Raw genomic sequence first — 25,319 nt, forward strand, 5'->3', positions numbered from 1 at the left:
TGTAGCTCGTGATCTGTCGCCTTCGTTGTTGAGTTTCGGAGGAGCCGGAAGGCGTGGACGGTTTCCTCCGGGTTGGTCATGCCACGGATATTGCTGCCGGGTTAGCCCTCCTGGTCGGTTTCTTTGTTCGACTTGAAGCCCGTTTCTCCGCCCCGACCCGCGCTATCTCGACGGCGGCGCGCGCAGGGGCGGTCAAGGACGCGCGCTTGCGCGCCCGCAAGGGCTTGTCCTTGACGGCTCCGAGCACGCTGCCAGGCTGAGGCGCGTCGGGGCTGATCTGGTGTCCGTCGGCGGCAAACGTCGCCAATCGGTGCGGGCCAAGGAACACGCTCGCGGTGCCATCGGGATACTCATGGACCCGCACCAGGGCTTTGACGAAGTGGGGCCTGAGCCGGCTCTCCGGCAGCTGCAGCCGCCGACCGTTCCATGCGATCGTATTGTCGTTGGCGACGGTTCGGTCTTCGATCACGCACAGCGCTTCGCGCCAAGCCTCGTGGCGATCGGCGACGAACGCCGTGCCCGGCTGTTCGGCCTTGATCGCAAACGCCGCGTTATGCTCGGCCATGTAATGCGCCCTCAGCCACGCATTGGCGGCTTCGACCGTCCTGATCCCGGCGAGCCGCAGGTCCTTCGGCAGCCGGCCCTGCAGCGTGCCGAACATCCGCTCGGAGCGCCCGCGCGCCTCCGGCGAATAGGCTGCGATATGCTCGATCCCAAGATGCGATAAAGCCCGTCCCACCTGGGTTTGTTGCGTCTTCGAGACCTTCTCGCCAGCCTTCGGGGTGTAGAAATAATGGCTGCCGCGATCGGTGTAGAGCGCGCAGAACAGGCCGCGCCCGCCAATCACTTCGCCCAAGGCCTGGAACGTCGACGCCGTGCCTTCTTCCTCGACCAGAAACATCGAGTAGATCTCGCTCGTCGCATCGTCCAGCGTGACGATCAGGTCCATCGCCGGCAGACCTTCGATCCAGGCGTGGCGCGACCCGTCCTGATGCAGCAGCATGCCCGGAAGCGGCCGGCGCGGACGCTTCTTGCGGTGCGCCGAACGCTTCGGCGCCTTCCGCACCAAGCCCGCCGCGTGCAAGGCCAGCTTCGTCACCGTGTAGCCAAGCACATAGCCATGCCGCTTTTGCAGCTGCTCGTGGAAGTGCTTCACCGTGAAGTCCGCGTACCTGTCCCGGAACAGCCCCAGCATCCGCTCAAGCTCTTCCTCCGGCGCGCGCCGCGGCGATCGCCGCCCCATACGGAGGTCGACAAGCCCGTCATCGCCCTCCGCCTCATAGCGTTCCGCCCAACGTTGAAACGTCCGCACGTTGATCCCGAGAAGCTCAGCCGCGGCCACCTGCGTCAGTTCCTTCGCCTCCGTCCGATCCAGCAAATCCGAAAACCGCATCCGTCGTACACCCTCGTGAATGGATGCCGTGCCCATCGTGCCCCCTTTGTTCCAGGGCACCAAAAACACGACACTTCACGAGCTACAAACACACGACAGATCACGCGCTACTGACAGACACCTTCGGCAGCCCTTGTGTCGACTGACAAGCCGCCGCTACACTCTCCGGCGAATTCCGGGGAGAGGGGTGGGGTCCAATGAATTCATCAGGAATGCTGCGTGTGCTGGGTTTCGGCGCGCTCGTGCTCGCCACGCTGTCGTCCGCCCGCGCCGAAGGCACGTTCGATATTCCCGCAGGCGCGCGTTTCAACAAGGACAAGCTTGCGAAGATCACCGAGTTCTTTGGGAACGAGGTGGCGACCGGCAAGATCGCCGGCGCCAATGTCCTGATCCAGCAGCACGGCAAGCCGGTCTATCACGAAACCTTCGGCGTGCAGGACGTGGTGTCCAAGACGCCGATTACTGACAAGACCATCTTCCGCCTGTCTTCGCTGACCAAGGCGATCACTTCCGTTGTGGCGATGCAGCTGATCCAGGACGGCAAGATCAAGCTCGACGATCCCGTCTCGAAGTACATTCCCTCCTTCGCCAATATGAAGGTCGGCGTGGAGAAAAAGGCCGAGGACGGCACCAGGACGCTCGAACTGGTGCCGTTGACCCGGCCTATTACCATTCTCGACCTGATGCGTCATACCTCCGGCATCACCTACGGCTTCTACGGCGACAGTCTGGTGCGCAAAGCCTACAAGGAGGCCAACCTCTACGCGGGCGAATTCGACCTCGCTGAATTCGCCGAGCGGATCGCCAGGCTGCCGCTGCACAACCAGCCGGGCGCGCTCTGGCAATACGGCCATTCCACCGACATCCTGGCGCGGATCATGGAGATCGTGTCCGGCAAATCATTGCTCGAGATCGAAAAGGAAAAGCTGCTCGATCCGCTCGGCATGACCGACACCGGCTTCTTCGTTACCGAACCGGAGCGGCTGCAGCGGCTCGCCCAGCCGGTGCCGAACGACAGTGATTTCCGCGTCGGCCGCCTGTACAGGACCGAGGTTCGCCAGAAGTGGGAATCCGCCAGCGGCGGCATGGTTTCAACCATGTCGGATTTTTCGAAATTTGCGCAGATGCTGCTCAATGGCGGCACGTTCGAGGGCAAGACCTATCTCAGCCCGAAGACGTTCGAACTGATGGCATCGGACCATGCCGGCAAGGACTCTGGTGTTGCGCGGGATCACTATTATTTTCCGGGCGACGGTTTCGGCATGGGGCTTGGGCTTGCCGTGCGCACCGATCCCGGCAACGCCAAGCCGCCGCCGCCGGGATCGCTGGGCGAACTGAAATGGGACGGCGCCGCCGGCTGCTATATGGTGGTCGACCGTAAGCAGGATATGTTTTTCGTGGTGCTGGAGCAGACGCCGACAGAACGCCAGCGCGTCCAGCGGACGCTGAAACAGTTGGTCTATGAAGCGCTGGAGAATTAACGGCGCCGCAGGGCGCTGCCTCGTTGTGGCGGCGCTCGCGGTTTCCTTGGTCGGCAGCCGGCCGCACGAAGTGCGGGCCGAGCCGAAAGCGCCGCACGCGCCCACTTTTTCACGCGCGGCCCTTGACCAGTTTGGCGACTACGTTCGCAACGAGATCACGACCACCAAGATTCCCGGCGCAGTCCTGCTGATCCAGCAGCACGGCAAGCCGGTCTGTCTCGAAAGTTTCGGCGTGCGAGACCCCGCGTCCAGCCAGCCGATGTCGCCGGACACCATCTTCCAGATCTATTCGATGTCGAAGGCCGTCACCTCGGTTGCCGCGATGATGCTGGTCGACGACGGCAAGCTCTCCCTCGATGATCCCGTGTCGAAATACATTCACGCCTTTGCGGATGCAAAAGTCGGCGTCGATCTTTCCGATGAAGCCGGACAGTATCCGCTCAAGCTCGAGCCGTTGAAACGCCCGATCACGATCAGGGATTTGTTGCGGCACACGTCGGGTATCACTTACGGCTTCTTCGGCGAAACTGCGGTGCAGAAGCTCTACGCCAACCCCCAACTGTACGCCGGCGATTTCGACAATGCCGAATTCGCCGACCGGATCGCGACACTGCCGCTCGCCGACCAGCCCGGAACGCGCTGGAACTACAGCCATTCGACCGACGTGCTCGGCCGTGTCGTCGAAGTGGTTTCGGGGCAGACGCTATTTCAATTCGAAAAGCAAAGATTGTTCGATCCGCTCGGCATGTCTGAAACCGCGTATTACGTCGCGGATCAGGCGAAGTGGCCGCGCGTCGCCCAGCCATTTCCCGTCGATCGTCTTCGGGTGGCCGGAATCAAGGAGCCGACAGTGGCGCGGCGCTGGGAATCCGGCGGCGCGGGTCTGGTCTCGACGGCTGGCGACTACGCCCGCTTCCTGCAAATGCTGCTGAACGGCGGCGAACTGGACGGCAAGCGCTACCTCAAGCCCGAGACAGTCGCGCTGATGACGTCGGATCAGATCGGGCCTGAGACCGGGATCATTCACGATCCCTTCTATTTCCCGGGTCCGAGCAGCGGCTTTGGTCTTGGCTTTGCCGTGCGTACATCGCCGCCGCCGAATACGACATGGCCGCTCGGCGAATACCGCTGGGACGGTGCGGGCGGCAGTTTCTATTTCGTCGACCCCCAGGACGATATGCTCGTTGTCTTCATGGTGCAGGCGCCTACGCAAGGCGGGCGGATCCAACTGGCGCTGAAGACCATGATGTTTGAGGCGCTGGGCAAGGGCCTGCGCAAGGATTGATAAAGGATTTGACGATCGCCTGATTACGCCACCGCGTTTCGCGCGATCGTTTCGCGAAAGAAAGCCGCGCTCAGCTTGGGCGTCCGGCGTTTGGTCTCGAAGTCGACGTGGTAGAGGCCGAAGCGCTGTTCATATCCATCCGACCATTCGAAATTGTCCATCAGGCTCCACAGGAAATATCCGAGCACGGGCACGCCCTCCGATGTCGCGCGCTGCAACTGCGTCAGATAATTGCGCAGGTACATGATGCGATCGACGTCGTAGATGGTGCCGTCCGCGGTCGGCGGGTCGCTGCCCGACGTTCCGTTCTCGGTGATGTAGATCGACTTCACGTTCCACAGTTTTGCAACATGGCGCGGCACCCAGTACATGACCTCGGGGGCGGGCCTGAGCCAGGCCGCCTTCATGTGCGGGAACGATTTGGGAAATGGCGCCAGAGTGAAGCCGCGTTCGTTGTCGGCAGCAACGACGTAATGGTCAGGCATGTAGACATTCAGCCCGACAAAATCGATCGGGGAGGAGATGATGCGCAGATCTTCGGCGGTGTATTTTGGAGCATCTTTGCCGGCCTGCGCGAGATATGCATCGGTGTATTTTCCCTCGAACATCACGGTGAGATAGCCGGCGTTGAGCTCGCGCGTCGCGATCTCGGCTGCGCGGATGTTCGCAGGCGTTTCGATGGCCGGGATGCAGCTCACGGCATTCTCCGCCGGACCGACCCTGATTCCGGCCTGTCCATTGGCCCGGATCGCCTGAACCGCGAGACCGTGCCCCAGCGCGACGTTGTGCCGGACCTGCTTCACGTCCGATGGGGATAGTTTGAGCCCCGGCGCATCAGCGCCAAACTCATGACCGAGATGGACGAGCCTGGAGCATTCGTTGATGGTGAAGAAGTGCTTCACGCGGTCGCTCAGGCGCCCCGTGACATGGGCTGCGTAATCCGCAAATGCCTTTGACGTATCGCGCGAGGTCCAGCCGCCGAACCGGTCTTGCAGCGCCTGCGGCAGGTCCCAATGATACAGCGTCGCGAACGGCTGGATGCCGTTCGCCAACAACTCGTCGACAAGGCGGTTGTAGAAATCGAGACCCTTTGGATTTGGCGAGCCGGCTCCTTCCGGGTAGACGCGAGGCCATGCAATCGAGAATCGATAGGCCTTTGTGCCCAGCGCCTTCATTAGCCGGATGTCTTCCTTGTAGAGATGGTAGTGGTCGGTCGCGGTATCGCCGTTGCTGTTGTCAGAGATGGTCCCGGGCGTTTGGGCGAAGCGGTCCCAGATCGACGGACCGCGGCCGTCTTCGTTCACGGCTCCCTCGATCTGATAGGCCGAGGTCGCCGTACCCCACAGAAAGCCGTTCGGAAAACCGGAAGAGGTTGTTCGATTGCGCGTTCCGTTGTCAGTGTCCGATTGGGCCAGTCCGGACCCGCCCGACAGCATCGACATTCCAAGCGCCGACCAGCCTGCAATCCTGCCAAATTGGCGCCGGGAAAATCTCTTGAATGGCATCATTTCACTCGCCGAGTCGTGATCAATCTTGAGCAAAATAAGGCTCAGTCTTGATGCTTCTTGTTTGCAGCAAGCCTAATATCACTGCTTCCGTGTCTCGGTGCAATTGTGCAACAGGTGCATCGGCGGGTCGACAGGTCTGCCGCTCGCCGTTAAATTGGCTTATCCATTCACTGATTTGGGGGAGCAGGACGATCGGCTTTCGCACGCCGCTGGCGCTTTTATTCGTATCGCTGGGTATCATTGCCGCGGTCTGGTGGTGGCTGGCCACGCCGGTGGCGCTGGCGCGCGCGCCGATCGATGGCGCGGCGAAGCTGGAGTGCGTTTCGTATGCGCCGTTCAGGGGCGATCAGACGCCGCATGATCCGACGCTGATCGTCCGCCCGGAGCAGATCGCGGAGGATCTGGCTGAACTGGCCAAGGTCTCCAAGTGTATCCGCACCTATTCCATCGACAACGGGCTCGACAAGGTGCCCGAGCTTGCGTCGAAGGTCGGATTGAAGGTTTTGCTCGGCGTCTGGATCGGACGCGATCGCGTCAAGAACGCCCAGCTCGCCGACATCGCGGTTTCGCTGGTGAAGGATCATCCCGGCACGGTCGCGGCGATCATCGTCGGCAGCGAAGTGCTGCTGCGCGGAGAGATGACCGCCTCCGACCTGCGGCAAATCATCCGCTCGGTCAAACCGCGCGTGAACGTGCCGGTGACCTACGCCGATGTCTGGGAATTCTGGCTGCGCTACCGCGAAGTAGCCGAGGATGTCGATTTCGTCACCGCCCATTTCCTGCCCTATTGGGAGGACGTTCCGCCGCGCGCCGAAGAGGCGGCCGCGCATGTCGATGACATGCGCAAGCAGGTGGTGGCAGCGTTTCCCGGCAAGGAGATCCTGATCGGCGAGACCGGCTGGCCGAGCCACGGGCGGATGCGCGACGGCGCGCTGGCTTCCCGCGTCAATCAGGCGCGTTTCATTTCCGAGATTCTCGAGCGGGCCAGACAGAACAATTTTCGCGTCAATTTTTTCGAGGCCTATGACGAGCCGTGGAAGCGCCGCTGGGAAGGAACGGTGGGTGGCTATTGGGGATTGTTCGACGGGACCGAACGCAAGCTGAAATATCCGGCCGGGGTGGCCATCAGCAACTATCCGTTCTGGAAGCTGCAAATGGCAAGCGGGCTAATTCTTTGCGTCGGGGTATTCGGAGTAGCCCTGTTCACCCTCAAGCGCCGGCCGTCGCCGACGCCATTGGCATCGTGGCTCGCGGTCGCCATGTCCGCGACCACTGGCGGAATCCTGCTGGGCGTAAGTGCCGACAAGATGCTCCACGAAAGCTACGGGCTCGGCGGTTGGCTGATTCAGGGCTTTCTGCTGGCGGCGGCAGTGACAGCGCCGCTGCTGTCAACTTACGCGCTGACGTCGGGGCGCTGGCTTCCGTCGTTTCTTGAAGTGTTGGGGCCGCCCAAGGGCCTGACCCCATTCTTTATGGCCAACATGCTGGGCATCACGCTGATCGTGACGACGCTCATTGCCGTGCAAACCGCGCTCAGCCTGATATTCGACGCGCGCTGGCGCGATTTCCCATTCGCGGCCCTGACCATGGCCGTGGTGCCGTTCTGGACATTGGCGTTCCTCAACGGTTCGAAATCGGGCGAGCGGCCGCTGTCTGAGGCCGTGTTTGCCGGACTATTCGCCATGGCGGCGGTCTATGTCGTCTTCAACGAAGGGTTCGAGAACTGGCAGGCGATGTGGACCGGGGCGATCTATTTGCTGCTCGGCAGTGCGCTGTGGCGGGCGCGCACTGTTGCTATCGCCTGAGCAGGCTCACGCCCCGCGCACGATCTCGCGCACGATGCCGACCGTCTCCTCGATCATCGCAGCGCTGACGTCGAGATGCGTGCAGGCGCGAATGCGGCCATCCATCATCGCGAGCAGCACGCCGCGCTTGCGCAACGCCTCGACCATTTTGTCGCCGGCGACGCCGGCGCCGTCAGGCCTGAAGAACACCAGATTGGTTTCGGGCTGCTGCACCTCGACACCGTTGATCTGGGACAGCCCGCGCGCCAGCGCCCGCGCATTGGCGTGATCGTCGGCGAGGCGGTCGACGTGATGGTCGAGCGCGTAAATACAGGCCGCAGCGCAAATGCCGGCCTGCCGCATCGATCCGCCGAGCCGCTGCTTCCAGCGCCAGACATCGTCGATGAAGGCGCGCGAACCCGCAATCACGCCGCCGATCGGAGCGCCCAGGCCTTTTGAGAAATCGATCCAGGCGGAATCCCAGCCCGCGGCCATATCGCGCGCCGATATTTTTGTCGCGATGCAGGCGTTCAACAGCCGCGCGCCATCCATGTGGGTGATGAGCCCATTGGCCTTTGCGATCTCGACCACTTCATCCAGCGCCTTCTTCTTCCAGATGGTGCCGCCGCCGATATTGGCGGTCTGCTCGACGCTGACGACGGTCTGTGGTGGCTGGTAACGCGAGCGCGGATGAAGGGCTGCGCGAAAGACCTCCGGCGTGAACTGCCCGTCGTCGCCCGGCAGCGGCGTGATCTGGAAGCCGCCAAGGGCTGCATGCGCGCCGCCTTCGCGGGCAATGATATGCGCGCTGGCATGGGCCAGAATTTCATCGCCCGGCCGGCAATGGGCCAGCGTCGCCGCGACGTTGCACATGGTACCCGACGGCATGAACACGGCCGCCTCCTTGCCGAGCAGGTCGGCGACACGCTCGCAGAGCAGGTTCACCGTCGGGTCGTCGCCGATCTGCTCGTCGCCGACCTCGGCCCGCGCCATCGCTTCGCGCATCGCTTGTGTGGGGCGCGTCTGCGTATCCGACAGCAGGTTGATGCGGATGGGATCGGCCTTGGGATCGCGCGGGGCAGGGGTGTAGTGCATGGAGGATTCTCTTTCACTCACATTGTTATTGGCCGGCAAAAGCGCGTGTCTGGCGTCCGTCGTCAAGGGAGCGCTCTGGTGTGTATTTATACGCTTGAAGTCACAAACAAAAGTGTGTATAAATACTCATGAATTCAAAGGGCATAATCTCCGCGTTGGAGGCGGATGGCTGGGTGCAGGTCGCCCAAAAAGGAAGTCATGTCCAGTTCAAGCATCCGACCAAACCGGGGCGGGTGACGGTACCTCACCCGCGGAGAGATATCCCGACCGGAACATTCAGAAGCATCGAAAAGCAAGCCGGTCTGAAGCTGAAGTAGACGAATAGGAAATGGGGCCAGCGGCCCGCCCTGCCAGCAGCAGAGGATGAATAGAAAATGCGACAGTACATCGCCTTGATCCATAAAGAGCCGGGCAGCGACTACGGCGTTTCGTTTCCGGACCTTCCCGGTGTGATCAGCGCCGGCAAGACTCTCGATGAAGCCCGCGATATGGGCGCAGAAGCTTTGGCACTGCATCTTGAAGGTTTGGCGGCGGACGGTGAAGCGGCGCCAGAACCGAGCTCTCTCGAAGAGATCATGAAGGATGCGCAGAACAAGGATGGCGTTGCCGTGCTCATCGCGGCGCCCGCCGCGGACGTAAAGAGCGTCCGAATCAACGTGACGATGCCGGCCGACGTGCTCGATCAAATCGATCGCTACGCCGAGCGGGAAGGATTCACGCGCTCAGGCTTTCTCGCCCAGGCGGCGAAGAAGGCAATGGCGATCTGACACGGCGATCGACCTTTGAATCTCAAAAAAGGCCCCGGTAAAACCGGGGCCTTTGATATCTCGGAACCAAAAAAGCCGATCAGCGCGAATAGAATTCGACGATCAGATGCGGCTCCATCTGCACCGCGAACGGCACGTCCGACAGCGCGGGGATGCGGGTGAACTTCGCGGTCATCTTGCCGTGATCGGCTTCGATGAAATCGGGCACGTCGCGCTCGCCGAGCTGGCTCGCTTCCAGGACCGGGGTGAGCTGCTTGGAGGATTCCTTGATCTCGATGAGGTCGCCGGGCTTGAGCTTGTAGCTCGAAATGTTGACGCGGCGGCCGTTCACCTTGATGTGGCCGTGGTTGATGAACTGGCGGGCGGCGAACATCGTGGCGACGAACTTGGCGCGATAGACCACGGTGTCGAGACGGCGCTCCAGGAGGCCGATCAGGTTTTCACCGGTGTCGCCCTTCATCCGGCCGGCCTCGACATAGATGCCGTGGAACTGGCGCTCGGAAATGTTGGCGTAATAGCCCTTGAGCTTCTGCTTGGCGCGGAGCTGTACGCCGAAGTCGGACAGCTTGCCCTTGCGGCGCTGGCCGTGCTGGCCGGGGCCGTATTCACGGCGGTTCACGGGGCTCTTGGGGCGGCCCCAGATATTCTGGCCCATACGGCGATCGATCTTGTATTTCGCCTCACTGCGCTTTGTCATCGCGTCCTCTGGTTTAAGAGTTTGAGTGTTGAGGAAACGCGCCCTCCTGTGCACCGGCATGGCCGGGGCCGACAGGTCCGCCTCGAAAGCTCGGGGAAGACCACGGGTCGCGAAACGCAACGCGGGCCGAAACCGGCCCGCGAGCAAGCGGGTTCTTAAGGAGAAACCGTCGTTCTGTCAACGAAGGGGTGTCATTCCGGGATGGTGCGTTAGCACCAGACCTCAGGTGTGCAATTGCACACCGGGGAATCCCGAGATTCCGGGTTCGATGCTGCGCATCGCCCCGGAATGACGGCCAAGAGGCTGTCAGGTCGCGACCGCCCGGACCGGTTTTGGCTCGGTTTGCTGCCGGTTTGCCCGCAATTCGGCGGCAATTTCACCGTTCAGCACCTGTTCCAGCCGGTTCAACGCCTTGGCCATCGGGGCGGCGTCGGTAACCCTGTGATCCCAGCGCAGCACGACGTCGATGGTCTGGTCAGGCTTTTCCGCCCCATAGCTCAGGACAAACGGCCCGGGGCTGATGGCATGGAGCTGACCGGCGCCATAGGCGGCCACCGAGGTGACGCCAAAACTGCCGAAATAATTGGCCCGCTGGCGACCGAAATTCAGCCCGATCGCCCAGAACAGGCGGCGCAGCGGCAGCGGCAGCCGGGTGGTTCGCAAAATCTTCCGGAACGCCGGCACCTCGTCGATCGGCGCCTCCTTGGCGTGCCGGATCAGGGCTTCGACCTCGGCAAGCGGCATTTCATCCGGGGCGGCGACCTTTTGCGGCAGCACGCAATCCTGGCCATCCTCGATCCGGGCGATCGCCACCATCGCGACGCTGCGCGGCAGCTCGTAAAACGCAGGCATCGGCCATTTGACGTAGAGCGTGCGCAGCACCGGCTGCTCCTTCGCCACCAGCGCGAAGGCCTTGACGAAGATCGCGGCCCAGCCGGGCCGCTGGGCGGCCTGCGCGCGGGCTTCCTGCAGGGCGCGGATATGAAGCGGCCGCGTGAGCGAAACAAAGGGCACGCGAATCGATGCGTGCATCAGGTCGGCGACCAGGCGGCGCGGTAGTGTGATTTTTCGAACCGTTCCGCGCATCGCTCCGCTCAGGGTTTCCGCAACAAGCAAATCAGAAAAGCCGGCAGACTGCCCCGGCGGCCTGCCAGCATCTAGCACGAACCCGGCAATTTGACGCCAGCGAGATCGCGTTATGGCGCAGGCTTGGCCAGCGGTTCACCAGCCTTTACCACGTAAACCCCGAGCACTTTGAAGGGCTTGTCGCCGGCTTTTGCGTCGTGAATTGCGCCTTCGGGGATTTGGTAGGATTCGCCTGCCTTGATTTTCATCGGCGGCTTGCCGTCGATCAAAAGTTCGAGCTCACCCTCGAGGACATAGCCGGTTTCGGCGCCCGGATGGGTATGGCGGCCCGCGGCCCCGCCGGCGGGAACTTCCGCAATCGCGGTGACGGTGTTGTAGCCGGCCGGGAAATCGAGCTTTTGCAGCGGCGTGCGCTTGATGCCGGTTTGTTGGGCGATGGCGACACCGGCGCCGGCGAATGCGACGACGATCAGTCCGAGCAGAATTTTCTTGATCATGCATTTTCTCCCTGTGGTGAAAGTCTAGCAGCGCCCGCGCAGCACAGGAAGCGGCCGCACGGGCGACGAGGTCTATCGCTTGATCCCGTCAAGGCTCGCCGCGATGCCGCGCTGGAACAGCGACCAGTCGAAGCCGAGCGCCAGCGCCACGTAATCGCGCTCGATCATCCGGTTGGCCTGCTCGGCGGTGCGGGCGACGCCGCCGATCGGCACGCCGCTCCTGAGGATCCCTTCCTCCGCGCGCTTCATCAGCGCCACGACTTCCGGATCGTCGGGCAGGCCGCGCTTGTTGATCGACGTGGCGAGGTCGCCGGGGCCGATCACCGCGAGGTCGATGCCGGGGGTTGCCATGATCTCGTCGATGCGCTCGACCGCCTCGACATGCTCGATGGTGATCATGCAGATCATGTCGTCATCGGCGGTCGCCATGTAATCGGCCATCGAAACGCCCCAGCGGAACGGCGCGTGGAACGGGCCCCACAGCCGGTCGCCCTTCGGCGGGTAGCGCACGCTGCGCACGGCCTTTTCGGCGTCGGCGCGGCTGCAGATCATCGGAAAGTTGATGCCGAGCGCGCCGAGGTCCATCGGTGCTTTCGCCAGCCACGGCTCATTGGCGGCAATCCGCACCATCGGCACGCAGGGCGTGCCTGCGGTGGCAGTGATCATCGCGTGCGCCGAGCCGAGATCGATCGGTCCGTGTTCGAGATCGACGATGATCCAGTCGATCCCCGAACGCGCCATGATCTGCACGGTCTGGATCGATGGAATGGTCGCGATCGCGCCGAAGGTCGGGCGTCCCTCCCGCCAGAGCTGGCGCAGGCGGTTGAGCGGCGCAGGTTTTGCGGAGGTCAAGGCGGAAACTCCTTAAATCAAAGACCGATAGATAACCCGGCGGGCGATAGCTTATGGACGAATTCGTGGCGTATCGAGACACATTGTTTTTAGCGTACCGCGATCGTCGCGTCATGATTCCGGCGCAAGCGGCCAGCAACGCAATCCGAAGCTTCAGTTCGAAGGATACTTCCATGATGCTCGGCGATGTGCTGTCGCCGGGCTCGCGTCAACATCTCACGGAATGGATGGTGGGCTGCAAGACCGGCAACAATCGCCTGCGCGGAGGCCTGCCGAAGGATTGGAAGATCGGCGACAAGACCGGCAACAACGGCAAGGACGCCTCCGGCGACATCGCGATCGCATGGCCAAAGGCTGGCGGGCCAGTCCTGATTTGCGCCTATGCGCAAGGTGGCTCGCCCACACCGCCGCAGTTCGAAGCCATCTTTGCGGAAGTTGGACGGATGGTGGGCCGGCAAATGGGCTAGTGCCCACAAGCAGAGCGAGCAGTCCGCCGTTGCTCTCGCTGACGCAACGCGTAATTGAGCGCACGCGGGACTCGGCGCATGGCCAGTGCTAATGTCACGGCGCGACAGGTCGAGGCAGCGGCGTGCCCATCGCCGTCATAGCAAAGAATAGCCTCGGCAGAAGAGCGCGGGAGAAACCCGGGCTCCGCGCAACAGGGAGGCTTCCATGAATCGAAAGGCTGCCGGAATGGTCTTTACGTTAAGTGCTGCCGTTGTCGCATTGGCCGGCACCGCGAACGCACAAAATTCACGCGCGAGTGCGGCTCTCGACACCAGCCTGCGCGGCGCGGTCGAGAGCAAGGATGTGCCGGGCGTGGTCGCGCTGATCACCGATCGCGAGCGGGTGCTCTATCAGAGCGCATTCGGCGTCGCCGACGTCGAGACCGGGCGGCCGCTCACATCAGACGCGCTGTTTCGTATCGCCTCGATGACCAAGCCGGTCACTTCTGTCGCATTGATGCAACTGATCGAGCAGGGCCGCCTTGGGCTCGATGACCCGGCCGAAAAATACCTGCCGGAGCTTGCAGGACTGAAAGTTATTGAATCGTTCGATAAGGCGACCGGCGCCTACCAGGTTCGCCCGGCATCGCGACCGCCGACCGTCAGGCACTTCCTGACGCACACGTCCGGATTGGCCTATCCGTTCACCAGCGAGATCTGGCGCGATTTGAAGCCGCGTGCCGGCGAAACCTATCCATTCGGCGGACCGCTGCTGTTCGATCCCGGCGAGCGCTGGCACTACAGCACCAGCACCGATGTCGTCGGCAGACTGGTCGAAGTGGTGTCCGGCCAAAAGCTCGAGGATTATTTCCGCCAGCACATCTTTGCCCCGCTCAAGATGGATGACACCTCCTACAACGTGCCGGAGGCAAAGGGTACGCGCCTCGTTGCTCAGCAGCAGCGCGCCGGTGCGCGCATGGATGGCGCGATAGAATTGCAAAAGCCGCAGCTCGGGCTCACCATCGCGGCGCCGATCGGTGGCGGCGGGCTCGCCTCGACCGCTGATGACTACGGGCGCTTCGTGCGCATGCTGCTCAATGGTGGCGCGCTTGACGGGGTGCGTGTGCTCAAGGCCGAGACGGTGGCGCTGATGGGCCAGAACCACATCGGCGCGGTCTCGGTCCCTGCACTCAAGAGCGCGCTGCCGCGGAGCGCCGATTTCACCTTCATCGCTGACGGACGCGACAAATGGGGGCTCGGCTTCCTCATCACGGCCGATCAGGTCGCCGGCAAGCGCTCGCCCGGCAGCCTGAGCTGGGGCGGCATCAACAACACGTTCTTCTGGATCGATCCGACGCGCGGCATCGCCGGCGTGATCATGATGCAGTATTTGCCATTCGCAGACGCCAAGGCGCTGGCCGTCTGCGACGCGTTCGAGCGCGGCGCCTATCAGCTTGTCACTGCCGAGCGGTAGAAAGCTTGCAATGCCGGGTCGGCTTTATGCCGGCCACGGCCTTCGTTACGCCAGCACGCGCCCGCCGAAAAACGGCATCAGCGCCCGGCTCAGCGTGTGCGGCCGCCGCGACGTGAAGATGATCTTGGCCCCGGCCTGATCGTTTTCCCGGCCCGGAGACCCGAGCAGGTCGGACACGCGCCGGGCGATGGCGGGTGCCGGATCGATCCAGTCGACCGGCCAGGGCGCGAGCCTCGTCAGCCAGTCGAGCAGCAGCGGATAGTGGGTGCAGGCCAGTACGACGGTGTCGGTGCGATCCTCGCCATTTCCGACAAAGCAGGGGGCAAGCTCGGCTGCGATATCCTCGTCGCGCACGTCGTTGCCGCTGAGGGCGGATTCGGCGAGCGAGGCGAGTTCCGCCGATCCCACCAGCGTCACTTCGCAGCCTTGCGCGAAATCATCGATCAGGCGCCTGGTGTATTCGCGCTTGACGGTGCCCTTGGTGCCGAGCACCGAGACGCGTTTGGTCTTCGAACTGGCGCAGGCCGGCTTGATCGCAGGCACGGTGCCGACGAACGGCACGCTATAGGCGCTGCGCAGGTGCGACATCACCAGCGTGGAAGCGGTGTTGCAGGCAATCACCACCAGAGCCGGGGCGTGGCGGGCGATCAACTCGCCGACCAGCGGCACCACGCGGGCGATGATTTCCTCCTCGCCGTGATGACCATAGGGAAAGAACGCATCGTCGGCGACATAGACGTAATGCGCATCGGGCCGGGCGCGGACGATCTCGCGCAACACCGTGAGGCCGCCAAGGCCGGAGTCGAAGACGAGGATGGTGGGCGGGGCTGACACGCTGCGACCTTAGCCGATCTGCGGTTACCGTTGGGTTGCTTTACGGGCTGCCGGCGGGGTCACGGACGTTGTCGACGGCGTGTGTGACAATTTGGAACGATTTAAATCGGCTTGGCAAGGCCGGTAAACTGCTGGGGTGGCCGCGCATGGCACCGCCCAAGATACCACCCAAGATACCCTGGGCGTAGGGGCGGTCGAAATCCGAAACGGAAGTCCCGCCAAGCGGTTGCACCGTTTAGAACATCTCCAATTTGAAACGGCGTTTTGCCCCTTCACGGCGGGGCTTGGGGCAGCGTATGCCATCGGCGGACAATTTCAGCCATTGGAAAAGCCAGCATGCCTTTCTCGCGTACGCTCCCGAAGCTCACAATGTTCGCCGCCATCGCGCTTGTTTCGATTGCCGCCACCGGCACAGCCAGCGCGCAGAGCGCGACCGAGATTCAGCTGAGCTACAAGGACAAGAAATTCGACCCGGCCGAAATCAGTGCACCCGCCAACACGCCGATCGTGATCAAGCTGAAGAACCTCGATGCCAAGGCGATGGAGTTCGAAAGCAAGACGTTGAAGGTGGAGAAAGTGGTCGCCGGCTCCAGCGACGCCACCATCAATGTCCGCGCGCAGAAGCCGGGCCGCTACGAGTTCTTCGACGAATATAACGAGAAGGTTGCCCGCGGCGCGCTGGTCGTAAAATAAGAAGTAATCGTGATCGCTGCACTGATCATCGTATTCCGTGAAGTCTTCGAGGCCGGCCTGATCATCGGCATCGTGCTGGCGGTCACGCGCACGGTTAAGCACCGCAACCAGTGGATCGCCGGCGGCGTACTCGCGGGCGTTCTCGCGGCGTGCGTGGTCGCGGCCTTTGCCGGGGTTCTGTCGAACCTGTTCGCCGGCATGGGGCAGGAGGTCTTCAACGCCGCAATCCTCGCGCTCGCCGTCGTGATGCTGACTTGGCACAATGTCTGGATGGCGCGCCACGGCAAGGAGCTTGCCGGTGAATTGTGGGCGGCCGGGAAGGCGGTAGTGGAGGGCTCCAAATCGCTGCTGGCGCTCGCAATCGTGGTCGGCGTCGCGGTGCTGCGCGAGGGCAGCGAGGTTGTGCTGTTTCTCTACGGCGTTCTGGCCGGCGGCAGCGACAGCGGATTGAGCGTGGCGCTCGGCGGCCTTGCCGGGCTCATCCTTGGCGCGCTCGTCTGCATGTTGACCTATTTCGGCCTGGTGAAGATTCCAACGCGGGCGCTGTTTGCTACCACCACGATCCTGATCGCGCTATTGGCGGCCGGCATGGCGGCGCAGGCGGCGGCGTTTCTCGAGAAGGCCAATTGGCTGACTGCGCTCGATAACGTGGTCTGGGATTCCGGCTGGCTGCTTTCCGATTCAAGCCTCCCCGGCAAGGCGCTGCATACCTTGATCGGCTACACCGACCAGCCGACCGCTATGCAGCTCGCGGTCTATGTGGCGGTCCTGGCTACGACCTTCATATTGATGCGGTTCTACGGTGCGCCTCCGAAGGCGGCCGCTCCCGCGCCGGCGGAATAATCAGCTCTCGCCGAACACGCGCCTGAAGATCGTGTCGACGTGCTTGAAGTGATAGCCGAGGTCGAACTGCTCCTCGATGTCGGCATCCGTCAGGTGCTTCTTCACGTCGGGATCTTTCTTTAGCAGCGTCTGAAAATCGCCTTCGCCGCGCCAGACCGGCATGGCGTTGCGCTGGACGTATTTGTAGGCGTCCTCGCGGCTGGCGCCCTTTTGCGTCAGCGCGATCAGCAGCCGCTGTGAATGCACGAGACCGCCGAGGCGGTCGAGGTTCTTCTGCATGTTGGCGGGATAGACCAGTAGCTTTTCGACCAACCCGGCGAGGCGCATCAGCGCGAAGTCGAGCGTTACGGTGGCGTCGGGCCCGATCATGCGTTCGGCCGAGGAGTGCGAGATGTCGCGCTCGTGCCAGAGGGCGACGTTTTCCATCGCCGGCATCGCATAGGCGCGCACCATGCGCGACAGACCGGTGAGGTTTTCCGACAGCACCGGGTTGCGCTTGTGCGGCATCGCCGACGAGCCCTTCTGGCCCTCGGAGAAGAATTCTTCCGCTTCCAGCACCTCGGTGCGCTGCAGATGGCGGATTTCGATCGACAGCCGCTCGACGGAAGAGGCGATCACGCCGAGCGTCGCAAAATACATCGCGTGGCGGTCGCGCGGGATCACCTGGGTCGAGATCGGCTCCGGCACCAGCCCCATCGCCTTGGCGACATGTTCTTCGACGCGCGGGTCGATCTGGGCAAAGGTGCCGACGGCGCCCGAAATCGCGCAGGTCGCGACCTCCTTGCGGGCGGTGACCAGGCGCTCGCGGGCGCGGGAAAATTCCGCGTAGGCATAGGCGAGCTTGAGCCCGAACGTCACCGGCTCGGCATGGATGCCGTGGGAGCGCCCGATGGTCGGCGTCATCTTGTGCTCGAAGGCGCGCTTTTTCAGCGCGGCCAGAACCTTGTCGATGTCCGATATCAGGAGGTCCGCGGCGCGGGTGAGCTGCACGTTGAGGCAGGTGTCGAGCACGTCGGAGGAGGTCATGCCCTGGTGGACGAAGCGCGCCTCGGGGCCGACGATTTCGGCCAGATGGGTCAGGAAGGCGATGACGTCGTGCTTGGTCTCGCGCTCGATCTCGTCGATCCGCGCCACGTCGAAGGTCGCACCCTTGGCCTTGGCCCAGATCGTCTTCGCCGCTTCCTTCGGGATTGTGCCGATTTCCGCCAGCGCATCAGCCGCATGCGCCTCGATCTCGAACCAGATCTTGAAGCGGGTCTGGGGCTCCCAGATGGAGGCCATTTCCGGGCGGGTATAGCGGGGGATCATCGAAAACTCCGGACGAGCAGGGCGGGATGCGAGGCGGTCCCCGCCGATTTGTTTTTACGCTGCGCTTTAGCAAATCGTGTCAGGGGAGGCCACCCATACGGGGGCGCAGAGACGGGAAAACCGACCTGCGCTGGCACGGCAGAAACCCGCTCGGGACGGGGGGCCCGCCGCTAAAGGCTGGCCAGCCCGCACTCCACGGCCAGGCGGACAAGCTGCGCATCCGTTCGCATGCCGGTCTTGGTCTTGATCAGATAGTGGTAGTTTTGCACGGTCTTGATGCTGAGATTGAGGTTTGAGGCGATCTGCTCCGTGGTCGCGCCGGCGGCCAGTTGCCTGAGGATCTCGATTTCCCGTTCGCCGAGCTGGTCGAGCACCGATCCCGAAGGAGAGAGGCTTTCCATCGCCAGAACGCGGGCAATGTCGTCGCTGATCGCCGGCTCGCCGCGGACAAGCGAACGGATCGCCCGGATCAGTTCGGATGGAGCGGAGCCCTTCGTCACATAGCCGTTCGCCCCGGCGTTGAAGGCCGCCTTCACCTGCGCCGCCTCGCAGTGCATGCTGAAGACCAGAATGCGCGCGCCGGAACTGCGGGAGCGGATGTTCCGGACGGCCTCGAGGCCGCTGGCGCCCGGCATCAGGATGTCCATCACCACGACGTCGGGGGCGTGCGCCTTGAATGCGCGGTAGGCGTCGGCCGCGTTGTCGGCTTCGGCCACCACCTGGAAATCGTCCTGATGTTCGAGGACGCGCCGGTAGCCTTGCCGGACGACGGGATGGTCGTCGACGAGCAAGATCGAAATGCCTGGGGTCTGCGACGCGGTCATCAGGCCGCAAGCGGGATCGTGGCGGCCACGCTCACCCCGCGATTGGCATCCGCGATCGACAGCGAACCGCCAAGGGCGGCGACCCTCTCGCGAATGCCCGTCAGCCCGAAGCCGGTGGACGCCGCCACCTTGGCCGCATCGCCGCCGCCGTCGTCCTCGACGTGGACCAGCAGCGCGTTTTCCACTCCCGTGCGCCGCTCGATCCGCAGCACGATCCCGCGCGCAGAGCTGTGCCGCAGCGAGTTGGTCAGGCATTCCTGAACCATCCGGTAGGCGGTCGCGGCGACGGCGCCGCGGACGTCGGCAAGATCGCCCTTGAGATCGAGCTGGATCATGGGCTGCGTCGCATTCCCCGACCGCCAGCTATCGACGAGGTCGACAAGGCAGGCCTCCAGCCCGAGTTCCTCGGCGGGCGGATGGCGCAATCGCTTCAGGGTATCCCGGAGGCAGGCCATAATGCGATGGGTGGCTTGCGAGATCATCCGCGCGTCCTGCGCGACCTCGCATCTGCCCTGGTCCTGCGCCTGCGTGCTGGCGACCTCGATCGTGTTGGCAAAGGCAAGGATCGCGGCCAGGTTCTGTCCGAACTCGTCGTGCAATTCGCGGGCAAGCACGCGCCGCTCGTCGCTGCGGATTTCCAATAGACGCCTTGTCAGCGCGGCACGTTCTTCCATGGCCTGCGCGAGGCGGTCGCCGAGTTCACCGACCGCTTGCCCGATCATGGCAAGGTCCATCGAGCGGAAGCGCGGCAGCGAGGTCCGGTATTGGCCGCGCGCCATGCGCTGCAGGGCGGCAACGATTTGCTGCGCGGGCGCCAGCGTATGCGCAATCGCCAGCGATGCGAGCAGCGCGATCGCCACCGCCATCAGCAGAGCGAGGTGGATGTTGTCGAGGATGTGCTGCCAGGCCAGCGCGATGGCGGCGTTCGGATCGGGGGTGGCCGAGACACTGCCCGCGTTGGCTGCGCGCGCGCTGATTGGCCGGATGACCGGTGCGTGATTTCCAAGCAACGTCTGCACCGTGGCCGCGAACCAGCGCGGCGGAACTTGGCCGATCCCCTTGCTCTGGCCGCAGAGCGGGTTTTCGAACGCGCCGGCGGGCTCGATCTGGACGCAGATGCCGGGCGAGATCAGCCCCATCGTTTCAATGGTGCGCCATTGCGGCACCGGCAGCAGTTGCTCGCGCATTCTGTTGCTGCGCAACAGCAATTCGCGCCAGTACAGCGCTTCCAGCGCGACCGAGACACGTTCGGCGGAAGCGGCGGTGGCGCGATCGACGCTGCGATGGGCATCGATCGTCGCCCAGACGGTGGCCGCCCCCAGGCACAGGATGACGATGACGAACAGGCGGCCGACAAGCTGAAGGACGAGGCGCATGCGATCACTCCCCAACGTGCGGATGAGCGCAACAGCACCGCTAATTCGCGCCAAATGCAAGCCGGCGAGGCGCACCTTGGGAAATTTTCCCAACCAACCTTGGGCATATGTCTTTGGACGCGGCTGCGGCCCGCTGATCTAACCAAACGCACGGATTTCGTGGCGGGCCGGCCTTGGGCGGAACCGCTTTTCCCAGCCAGGGAGCTGACGCAGCATGAGTGCCATGGCCAGCGCCGAGACCGCGCCCTCCGGCGCCGACACGTCCGAGCGCAGCGTCCTGCTGTTATGGATGATCTTCACCGGGCTGTCGGTGTTCGCGGTCGTGCTGTTGTGGCGGTACGGACTGCTCCATCTGATGGTCAGTTCCGACCGTACCTACATTTCGAGCGTCATCGCCGTCCTCTATTTCGTCACCTGCTTCCATTGCTTCTGGCGGACGCGGGCGATCGCGCGTGAGGGCGAGATCACGCGCCGCTGCCGCGCCATCCTGTCGGCGCCCGGCGGCGCGAGGGGGCTTGATGACGCGCGTGCGCTGCCGGGCGGCCTGGTGCCGGATCACATCCGCAACCTGGTACAGAAGGCCAAGGCGCAAGCCGCGGGGCGTATCGACCAGGCGCTGCTGTTGCGGTCGCTCGCCGACCGCTTGCGCGGCTCCAACGGGTTTGGCGCATTCGTGTCCGACACGCTGATGAAGCTCGGGCTGCTCGGCACCATCGTCGGCTTCATCATCATGCTGGCGCCGATCGCCACCCTCGATGCGGCCGACAAGGCCGCGATGAAATCCTCGATGGGCCTGATGAGCGACGGCATGGCGGTGGCCATGTACACGACGCTGGCCGGCCTGGTCGGCTCTATCCTCGTCCGCATTCAATACTACATGCTGGATGCCGCGACCCAGCGGGTGTTTTCCGATGCCGTTATGCTGACCGAGACGCACGTCACGCCGGCCTTGGAACGCCATCTTGGAACGCCACCATGATGGATGATTTCGGGCTCTATCCGCGCGAGGAGGCGTTCGACCCGCTCGGCGTGATGCTGTTCAAGGCGCTGCAGGTGATTGCGTTCCTGTTCTTCCTGGCGCTGCTCGCGGTCTCGCCGGACGCCAAGGACGGCAAGATCGATTCCAAGGCCGAATTCCTCATCACGATGGACTGGCCGGACAACCACCCTGATGATTTCGATCTGTTCGTGCAGGACCCTGCCGGCAACATCGCCTGGTACCGCCGGCGCGAGGCCGGTTTCCTCACCCTCGACCGCGACGATCGTGGCGGCGCCAACGATTTCATCGTCGTCAACGGCAAGAAGATTCTATCGCCGATCCGCGAGGAAATCGTCACCGTGCGCGGCATCGTCCCCGGCGAATACACGGTCAACGTCTCGCACTTTCAGGCCACGACGGGCCAGCCCGTCGCGGTGAGCGTGAAGGTCCAGAAGCTCAATCCGGCCGCGCAGGTGATCTTCGACAACAAGCTGACGCTCGACCACACTGGCGAGGAAAAGACCGCGGTGCGCTTCTGGCTCGACGCCGCAGGCAAGGTGGTCGACGTCCAGCAGCGGCAGAAGTCGCTGATGGAGACGTTCCGCAACGTCCGCGCCAACGGTGCGGATCTCGATCCGAAAACCGGCGTCAGGATGCCGCGCCGTGAATAACCTGCAATCGGTCGTTCTCACGCTCTCCGTCAGCTACGCCTTGATCGGCGCGCTGCTGCTGATCGTTCTGGTCTATGCGCGCCTGCCGTGGTCGGCCAAGGCGGTCGCCGTGGTGGTGACCAGCGCGTTCTACATCGCAAGCTTTGTCGGCGTGCGCGGATTGCTGGGCTGGGCCAGCGTCGACCGGCTGCCCGCCACCTTCAAGCTGTTGCAGGCCCGTATCGTGGAACCGCACTCGCTGGAGGGCGATCCGGGCTCGATCTATCTGTGGGTCGAGGCGCTCGACGACGGCAATCGCCCGAGCGGCGTCCCGCGGGCGTTTCGTATTCCCTACAGCGACAGGCTTGCGGAAAAGACCGACAAGGCGGCGGGCGAGATCGCCGCCGGCCGCCCGCAGGGCGGTCGCGCTGCCGATTTTGGCGATGGCGGCGGCAGCGTGCTCCAGGCCGCCCGGGAATACATCACGCCCGGCATGATCCTGGACACGTCAGGCGGCGATCCCTCGACGGGCGGGGGATTGGTTGCGGCACCCCGCGATGGCGACGGGGTGGCGTTTACCCCGCTGCTCCCGCCGCGGATGCCGCCGAAGGACGAGCAATAGGCTTCCGGTTGTGTGGGAGGGCGCCGGCCGGCCCCGACGATCACGGATTATTGACTGACAGATATTGAAATCTGTCAGCGAGATATGCTATATCCATTGCCGACGCCGGTATTCGGGCGTCACCCGGCTCTTGAGGTTTGAGCCCGGGTACTTGCAAAGGACTACGCTAATGACTGCCCATCTCATTCATCTGACCGCCCAAATCCAGCGCTGGCTCAACCAGAGCGTTGCCCGTCATCTGGCCGCCCAGGCCGAGCGGCTGGAACCGATGGTGAAACATTAACCCGCCAAGGGATTACACGGAATTACAAGGGGGATTAAATGACCACCCGTCCCGTCGTTTCGCAGGTGTGCGCATGAACGAAGTCGTGGTTCTGACCCCCGAACGGATTCTGGAGGTGACCGAGGACGTTTTGCGCCGCTACGGGCTCGCCAAGGCCACCGTGGTGGATGTCGCCCGCGCCCTCGATGTCAGCCACGGCAGCGTCTACCGCCATTTCCCCAGCAAGGCCTCGTTGCGTGAGGCCGTGGCCAAGCGCTGGCTCGACCGTCTCAGCGCGCCACTCTTGAAGATCGCGGAAGCTTCCGGCCCGGCGCCGGCGCGGCTGGAGAAGTGGCTGCGCACGATGTTCTCGATCAAGCACAAGCGGCTCAGCGACGATCCCGAGATGTTTGCGACCTACCTGGCGCTGGCCCGCGAGGCCTGCAAGTCCGTAAGCTGCCACAAGGACTGCCTGGTCGATCAGATTGCCCTGATCCTGTCCGATGGCGTGAAGCAGGGCGCGTTCGAGGTCGCCGACGTCAAGATGACGGCGCGCGCCATGTTCGACGCCACCAGCCGCTTCCATCATCCCGCGCATGCCGAGGAATGGAACGAGCCGGGCGCTCCGGCGCGGATCGATGCGCTGCTGGCGCTCCTGCTCAAGGGGCTCGAAGCGCCGCGCAAGCACTGACGATCCTTCCGAACCGAGTTGTAAGGTCAAGCCCGTTCTCTCCGGGGCAGCGATGTCGTGTTTTGGGTAGACGCGGCCACGCCAAGATCGGGTGCCCAAGATCAGGTGTCGACGTCTCACGTTGACCCGAAACCGAAGTCGCTGGCCGTAGCCGGTGGCCGAGCGGTTGTGCCGCCGATCTGATATCCTGCGTCGCGAGGGCTGGTCCATACTCTCACTCAGAATGTTGCATGCGCAGCAACTGAACCAAACGGATTATTGTTCGTTTTCGCGGGAGCGATCATGAATAAGTGTCTTCTGGTGGCGATTCTTGCGGTTCTCACCGGTACGGCGGCGGCTGTGCAGGCTCGCACCAAAGACGCGCTTATCGCACGCGCGAAATCATTCGAACTCGATACGCCCTACGTGCCGCCGCCAGGCGACCCCTTGACGCATCATGCCGCAGGATTTGCGAAGGTCATGTGCTCAGCTGTATTCATGACCGGCCTTGCGCCCGATTTCGCGGCCGGAAATGTTGGGTTTTTCACGGCGCCCTACGGACAGCGCGCGAAGCTCGGCAAACCGGTCATCGATCGCGCCAACAAGGCGGTCCACGTCACGCTCCCTAATGGCGTGACCCGGACGGCCAAATATCTCGGGAGCCAGGGTTGCGTCACGTTCCCGATCGGCCAGAGCGCCATGAATTTCAAGCCGGTCGCCGTCAAGAGCCGATTGCCCGATCCCGCGACCCAACTTTGGCCCATGGGCGACATGCTGCCGCAGGATCCGTTGCCGACAGAGATCGACGCCGAGAAACTCAAGGCTGCCGTGAATGCCGCGTTCCAGCCAGCCGAAGGATTGACCGCGGCGTTCGTTGTGACGTGGAAAGGCCGCCTCATTGCCGAGCGCTACGCGGAAGGTGTTACGGCACAGACGCCCCTCGAAAGCTGGTCCATGGGCAAGAGCATTACGGCAACGCTCTTTGGCATTCTGGTCAAGGACGGCGTCTATGATTTGGATCAGCCGGCACCGATCCCTGAATGGCAAACGCCCGGCGACCCGCGCGCCAAAATACGAATTGCGGATCTCCTTCACATGTCGAGCGGGCTTCGGAGCAAGGCGCCCCAAGACCCGGATTATGACCCAACTGGGCCTTACCCGGATCACGTCTATCTTTACACCGGCGGCATCGATTCCTTTCACTACGCAGCAACACGGCCATTGCAATGGCCTCCCAACACGGTCGGACGCTATCGCAACACCGATCCGGTCCTGATCAACTATCTGATCCGGCTCGGTGTCGAAAAAAGCGGCGACGAATATCTCTCATTTCCTCAGCGGGTGCTGTTCGACAAGCTCGGCATCCGTACGATGGTGATCGAAACTGATCCGTTCGGAAACTTTCTGGGACAAGGCTATGAGGTGGGCTCCGGGCGCGATTGGGCGCGGCTTGGCAATCTCTATCTTCAGGGAGGCGTTTGGAACGGTGAGCGCATTCTCCCACAAGGCTACACCACATTCGTCAGCACGCTTGCGCCCGCCTGGGCCGCGGACAATCGGCCGATCTATGGAGCTTTTTTCTGGCTCAACGGCGACGGGCAATATCCAGTCCCGCGCGATGCCTATTACATGGCGGGCGCCGGCGGGCAGACTACGCTGATCATTCCCTCGCACGATCTCGTCGTCGTGCGTCTCGGGCACTATCGGGGCGAATCTTACGCCGCTTCTGGCTTCAGCAAGGCGCTCGCGCTGTTGATCGAGGCGGTGCCAAAAGCACAAAAGGCCCGGGCTCAAGAGTTTGACAACAGAGGGCACAACGGGCCAGGCGAGCAAAGTAAAAATATTGAAAATCGCGTCAACGAGGCTATCGGTTCACCTGTTGGGAAATGAAGC

The 25,319-nt window shown here is 63.2% G+C and carries 25 protein-coding genes; 14 read left to right on the forward strand and 11 right to left on the reverse strand.

The features are described 5' to 3' along the window. Window positions 1-76 precede the first annotated feature (76 nt). Entirely contained in the window at window positions 77-1,393 is a 1,317-nt protein-coding gene (locus tag V1293_RS35890; protein ID WP_334506553.1) for an ISNCY family transposase, read from the reverse strand. 197 nt (window positions 1,394-1,590) lie between these two features. Between V1293_RS35890 and V1293_RS35895 the strand changes: the two genes are divergently transcribed. Then, complete coding sequence (locus V1293_RS35895; protein WP_334516509.1) at window positions 1,591-2,874, forward strand: serine hydrolase domain-containing protein; 1,284 nt, start codon at window positions 1,591-1,593, stop codon at window positions 2,872-2,874. Further along, window positions 2,855-4,159: a serine hydrolase domain-containing protein gene (locus V1293_RS35900; protein ID WP_334516510.1), complete on the forward strand. Its 1,305-nt coding sequence runs from the start codon at window positions 2,855-2,857 to the stop codon at window positions 4,157-4,159. Before V1293_RS35895 ends, V1293_RS35900 begins: the two co-directional genes overlap by 20 nt. Window positions 4,160-4,182: 23 nt before the next feature. On the opposite strand, the gene V1293_RS35905 is transcribed toward V1293_RS35900, so the two are convergent. Continuing rightward, window positions 4,183-5,601: a GH1 family beta-glucosidase gene (locus V1293_RS35905; protein ID WP_442894324.1), complete on the reverse strand. Its 1,419-nt coding sequence runs from the start codon at window positions 5,599-5,601 to the stop codon at window positions 4,183-4,185. A 227-nt stretch (window positions 5,602-5,828) separates the two neighbouring features. On the opposite strand from V1293_RS35905, the gene V1293_RS35910 reads away from it, so the two are divergent. Further along, window positions 5,829-7,472, forward strand: coding sequence for a glycoside hydrolase family 17 protein (locus V1293_RS35910; RefSeq protein ID WP_442894391.1), 1,644 nt, complete (start codon window positions 5,829-5,831; stop codon window positions 7,470-7,472). A 6-nt stretch (window positions 7,473-7,478) separates the two neighbouring features. On the opposite strand, the gene V1293_RS35915 is transcribed toward V1293_RS35910, so the two are convergent. After that, entirely contained in the window at window positions 7,479-8,546 is a 1,068-nt protein-coding gene (locus V1293_RS35915; RefSeq protein WP_334516514.1) for a threonine aldolase family protein, read from the reverse strand. 128 nt (window positions 8,547-8,674) lie between these two features. Between V1293_RS35915 and V1293_RS35920 the strand changes: the two genes are divergently transcribed. Then, window positions 8,675-8,863, forward strand: coding sequence for a type II toxin-antitoxin system HicA family toxin (locus V1293_RS35920; RefSeq protein WP_334516515.1), 189 nt, complete (start codon window positions 8,675-8,677; stop codon window positions 8,861-8,863). A 57-nt stretch (window positions 8,864-8,920) separates the two neighbouring features. Further along, on the forward strand, window positions 8,921-9,313 hold the full coding sequence (locus V1293_RS35925; protein ID WP_334516517.1) for a type II toxin-antitoxin system HicB family antitoxin: 393 nt from the start codon (window positions 8,921-8,923) through the stop codon (window positions 9,311-9,313). A gap of 79 nt (window positions 9,314-9,392) precedes the next feature. Here V1293_RS35925 and rpsD read toward each other — a convergent pair whose 3' ends face one another. The 4 genes from rpsD to V1293_RS35945 form a co-directional block, all read right to left on the reverse strand. Beyond that, window positions 9,393-10,010: a 30S ribosomal protein S4 gene (gene rpsD, locus V1293_RS35930; protein WP_247779621.1), complete on the reverse strand. Its 618-nt coding sequence runs from the start codon at window positions 10,008-10,010 to the stop codon at window positions 9,393-9,395. A gap of 306 nt (window positions 10,011-10,316) precedes the next feature. Continuing rightward, window positions 10,317-11,096 carry an acyltransferase gene (locus V1293_RS35935; protein ID WP_334516520.1) on the reverse strand — a complete coding sequence of 260 codons (780 nt, stop codon included), beginning with the start codon at window positions 11,094-11,096 and terminating at the stop codon, window positions 10,317-10,319. A gap of 110 nt (window positions 11,097-11,206) precedes the next feature. Then, a complete protein-coding gene (locus V1293_RS35940) occupies window positions 11,207-11,593 on the reverse strand; it encodes a cupin domain-containing protein (protein WP_334516521.1) in 387 nt (128 codons plus the stop codon). A 72-nt stretch (window positions 11,594-11,665) separates the two neighbouring features. Further along, window positions 11,666-12,445, reverse strand: a complete 780-nt coding sequence (locus V1293_RS35945; RefSeq protein WP_334516522.1) for an HpcH/HpaI aldolase family protein — start codon at window positions 12,443-12,445, stop codon at window positions 11,666-11,668. 173 nt (window positions 12,446-12,618) lie between these two features. On the opposite strand from V1293_RS35945, the gene V1293_RS35950 reads away from it, so the two are divergent. Beyond that, window positions 12,619-12,912 carry a serine hydrolase gene (locus tag V1293_RS35950; RefSeq protein ID WP_334516523.1) on the forward strand — a complete coding sequence of 98 codons (294 nt, stop codon included), beginning with the start codon at window positions 12,619-12,621 and terminating at the stop codon, window positions 12,910-12,912. 205 nt (window positions 12,913-13,117) lie between these two features. Continuing rightward, window positions 13,118-14,365, forward strand: a complete 1,248-nt coding sequence (locus V1293_RS35955) for a serine hydrolase domain-containing protein (RefSeq protein ID WP_334516525.1) — start codon at window positions 13,118-13,120, stop codon at window positions 14,363-14,365. Between the two features lie 45 nt (window positions 14,366-14,410). On the opposite strand, the gene murI is transcribed toward V1293_RS35955, so the two are convergent. Then, the gene (murI, locus tag V1293_RS35960; protein WP_334516526.1) at window positions 14,411-15,199 is read right to left on the reverse strand and encodes a glutamate racemase; all 789 of its coding nucleotides are present in this window, start codon (window positions 15,197-15,199) and stop codon (window positions 14,411-14,413) included. 336 nt (window positions 15,200-15,535) lie between these two features. Between murI and V1293_RS35965 the strand changes: the two genes are divergently transcribed. Then, window positions 15,536-15,892, forward strand: a complete 357-nt coding sequence (locus V1293_RS35965) for a cupredoxin domain-containing protein (protein WP_334516528.1) — start codon at window positions 15,536-15,538, stop codon at window positions 15,890-15,892. 9 nt (window positions 15,893-15,901) lie between these two features. Then, the gene (locus V1293_RS35970; protein ID WP_334516530.1) at window positions 15,902-16,735 is read left to right on the forward strand and encodes an FTR1 family iron permease; all 834 of its coding nucleotides are present in this window, start codon (window positions 15,902-15,904) and stop codon (window positions 16,733-16,735) included. Here V1293_RS35970 and purB read toward each other — a convergent pair whose 3' ends face one another. The 3 genes from purB to V1293_RS35985 form a co-directional block, all read right to left on the reverse strand. Next, entirely contained in the window at window positions 16,736-18,043 is a 1,308-nt protein-coding gene (purB, locus tag V1293_RS35975; protein ID WP_334516531.1) for an adenylosuccinate lyase, read from the reverse strand. A gap of 170 nt (window positions 18,044-18,213) precedes the next feature. Continuing rightward, window positions 18,214-18,867 (reverse strand): response regulator transcription factor, encoded by a 654-nt coding sequence (locus V1293_RS35980; RefSeq protein WP_334516532.1) that lies wholly within the window; start codon window positions 18,865-18,867, stop codon window positions 18,214-18,216. Beyond that, window positions 18,867-20,243 carry a sensor histidine kinase gene (locus V1293_RS35985; RefSeq protein WP_334516534.1) on the reverse strand — a complete coding sequence of 459 codons (1,377 nt, stop codon included), beginning with the start codon at window positions 20,241-20,243 and terminating at the stop codon, window positions 18,867-18,869. The genes V1293_RS35980 and V1293_RS35985 overlap by 1 nt, the downstream gene beginning before the upstream one ends. A gap of 214 nt (window positions 20,244-20,457) precedes the next feature. On the opposite strand from V1293_RS35985, the gene V1293_RS35990 reads away from it, so the two are divergent. From V1293_RS35990 to V1293_RS36010, 5 genes are all read left to right on the forward strand, one after another. Beyond that, window positions 20,458-21,222, forward strand: coding sequence for a MotA/TolQ/ExbB proton channel family protein (locus V1293_RS35990; RefSeq protein WP_334516536.1), 765 nt, complete (start codon window positions 20,458-20,460; stop codon window positions 21,220-21,222). Then, window positions 21,219-21,893: a hypothetical protein gene (locus V1293_RS35995; RefSeq protein WP_334516538.1), complete on the forward strand. Its 675-nt coding sequence runs from the start codon at window positions 21,219-21,221 to the stop codon at window positions 21,891-21,893. The genes V1293_RS35990 and V1293_RS35995 overlap by 4 nt, the downstream gene beginning before the upstream one ends. Beyond that, window positions 21,886-22,494 (forward strand): hypothetical protein, encoded by a 609-nt coding sequence (locus tag V1293_RS36000; RefSeq protein ID WP_334516540.1) that lies wholly within the window; start codon window positions 21,886-21,888, stop codon window positions 22,492-22,494. Before V1293_RS35995 ends, V1293_RS36000 begins: the two co-directional genes overlap by 8 nt. Before the next feature lie 356 nt (window positions 22,495-22,850). Further along, window positions 22,851-23,447 (forward strand): TetR family transcriptional regulator, encoded by a 597-nt coding sequence (locus V1293_RS36005; RefSeq protein ID WP_334516542.1) that lies wholly within the window; start codon window positions 22,851-22,853, stop codon window positions 23,445-23,447. 300 nt (window positions 23,448-23,747) lie between these two features. Next, complete coding sequence (locus tag V1293_RS36010; RefSeq protein ID WP_334516544.1) at window positions 23,748-25,316, forward strand: serine hydrolase domain-containing protein; 1,569 nt, start codon at window positions 23,748-23,750, stop codon at window positions 25,314-25,316. Window positions 25,317-25,319: the final 3 nt, after the last annotated feature.

It is taken from the genome of Bradyrhizobium sp. AZCC 1693 (genome assembly GCF_036924745.1).
Classification (GTDB): domain Bacteria; phylum Pseudomonadota; class Alphaproteobacteria; order Rhizobiales; family Xanthobacteraceae; genus Bradyrhizobium.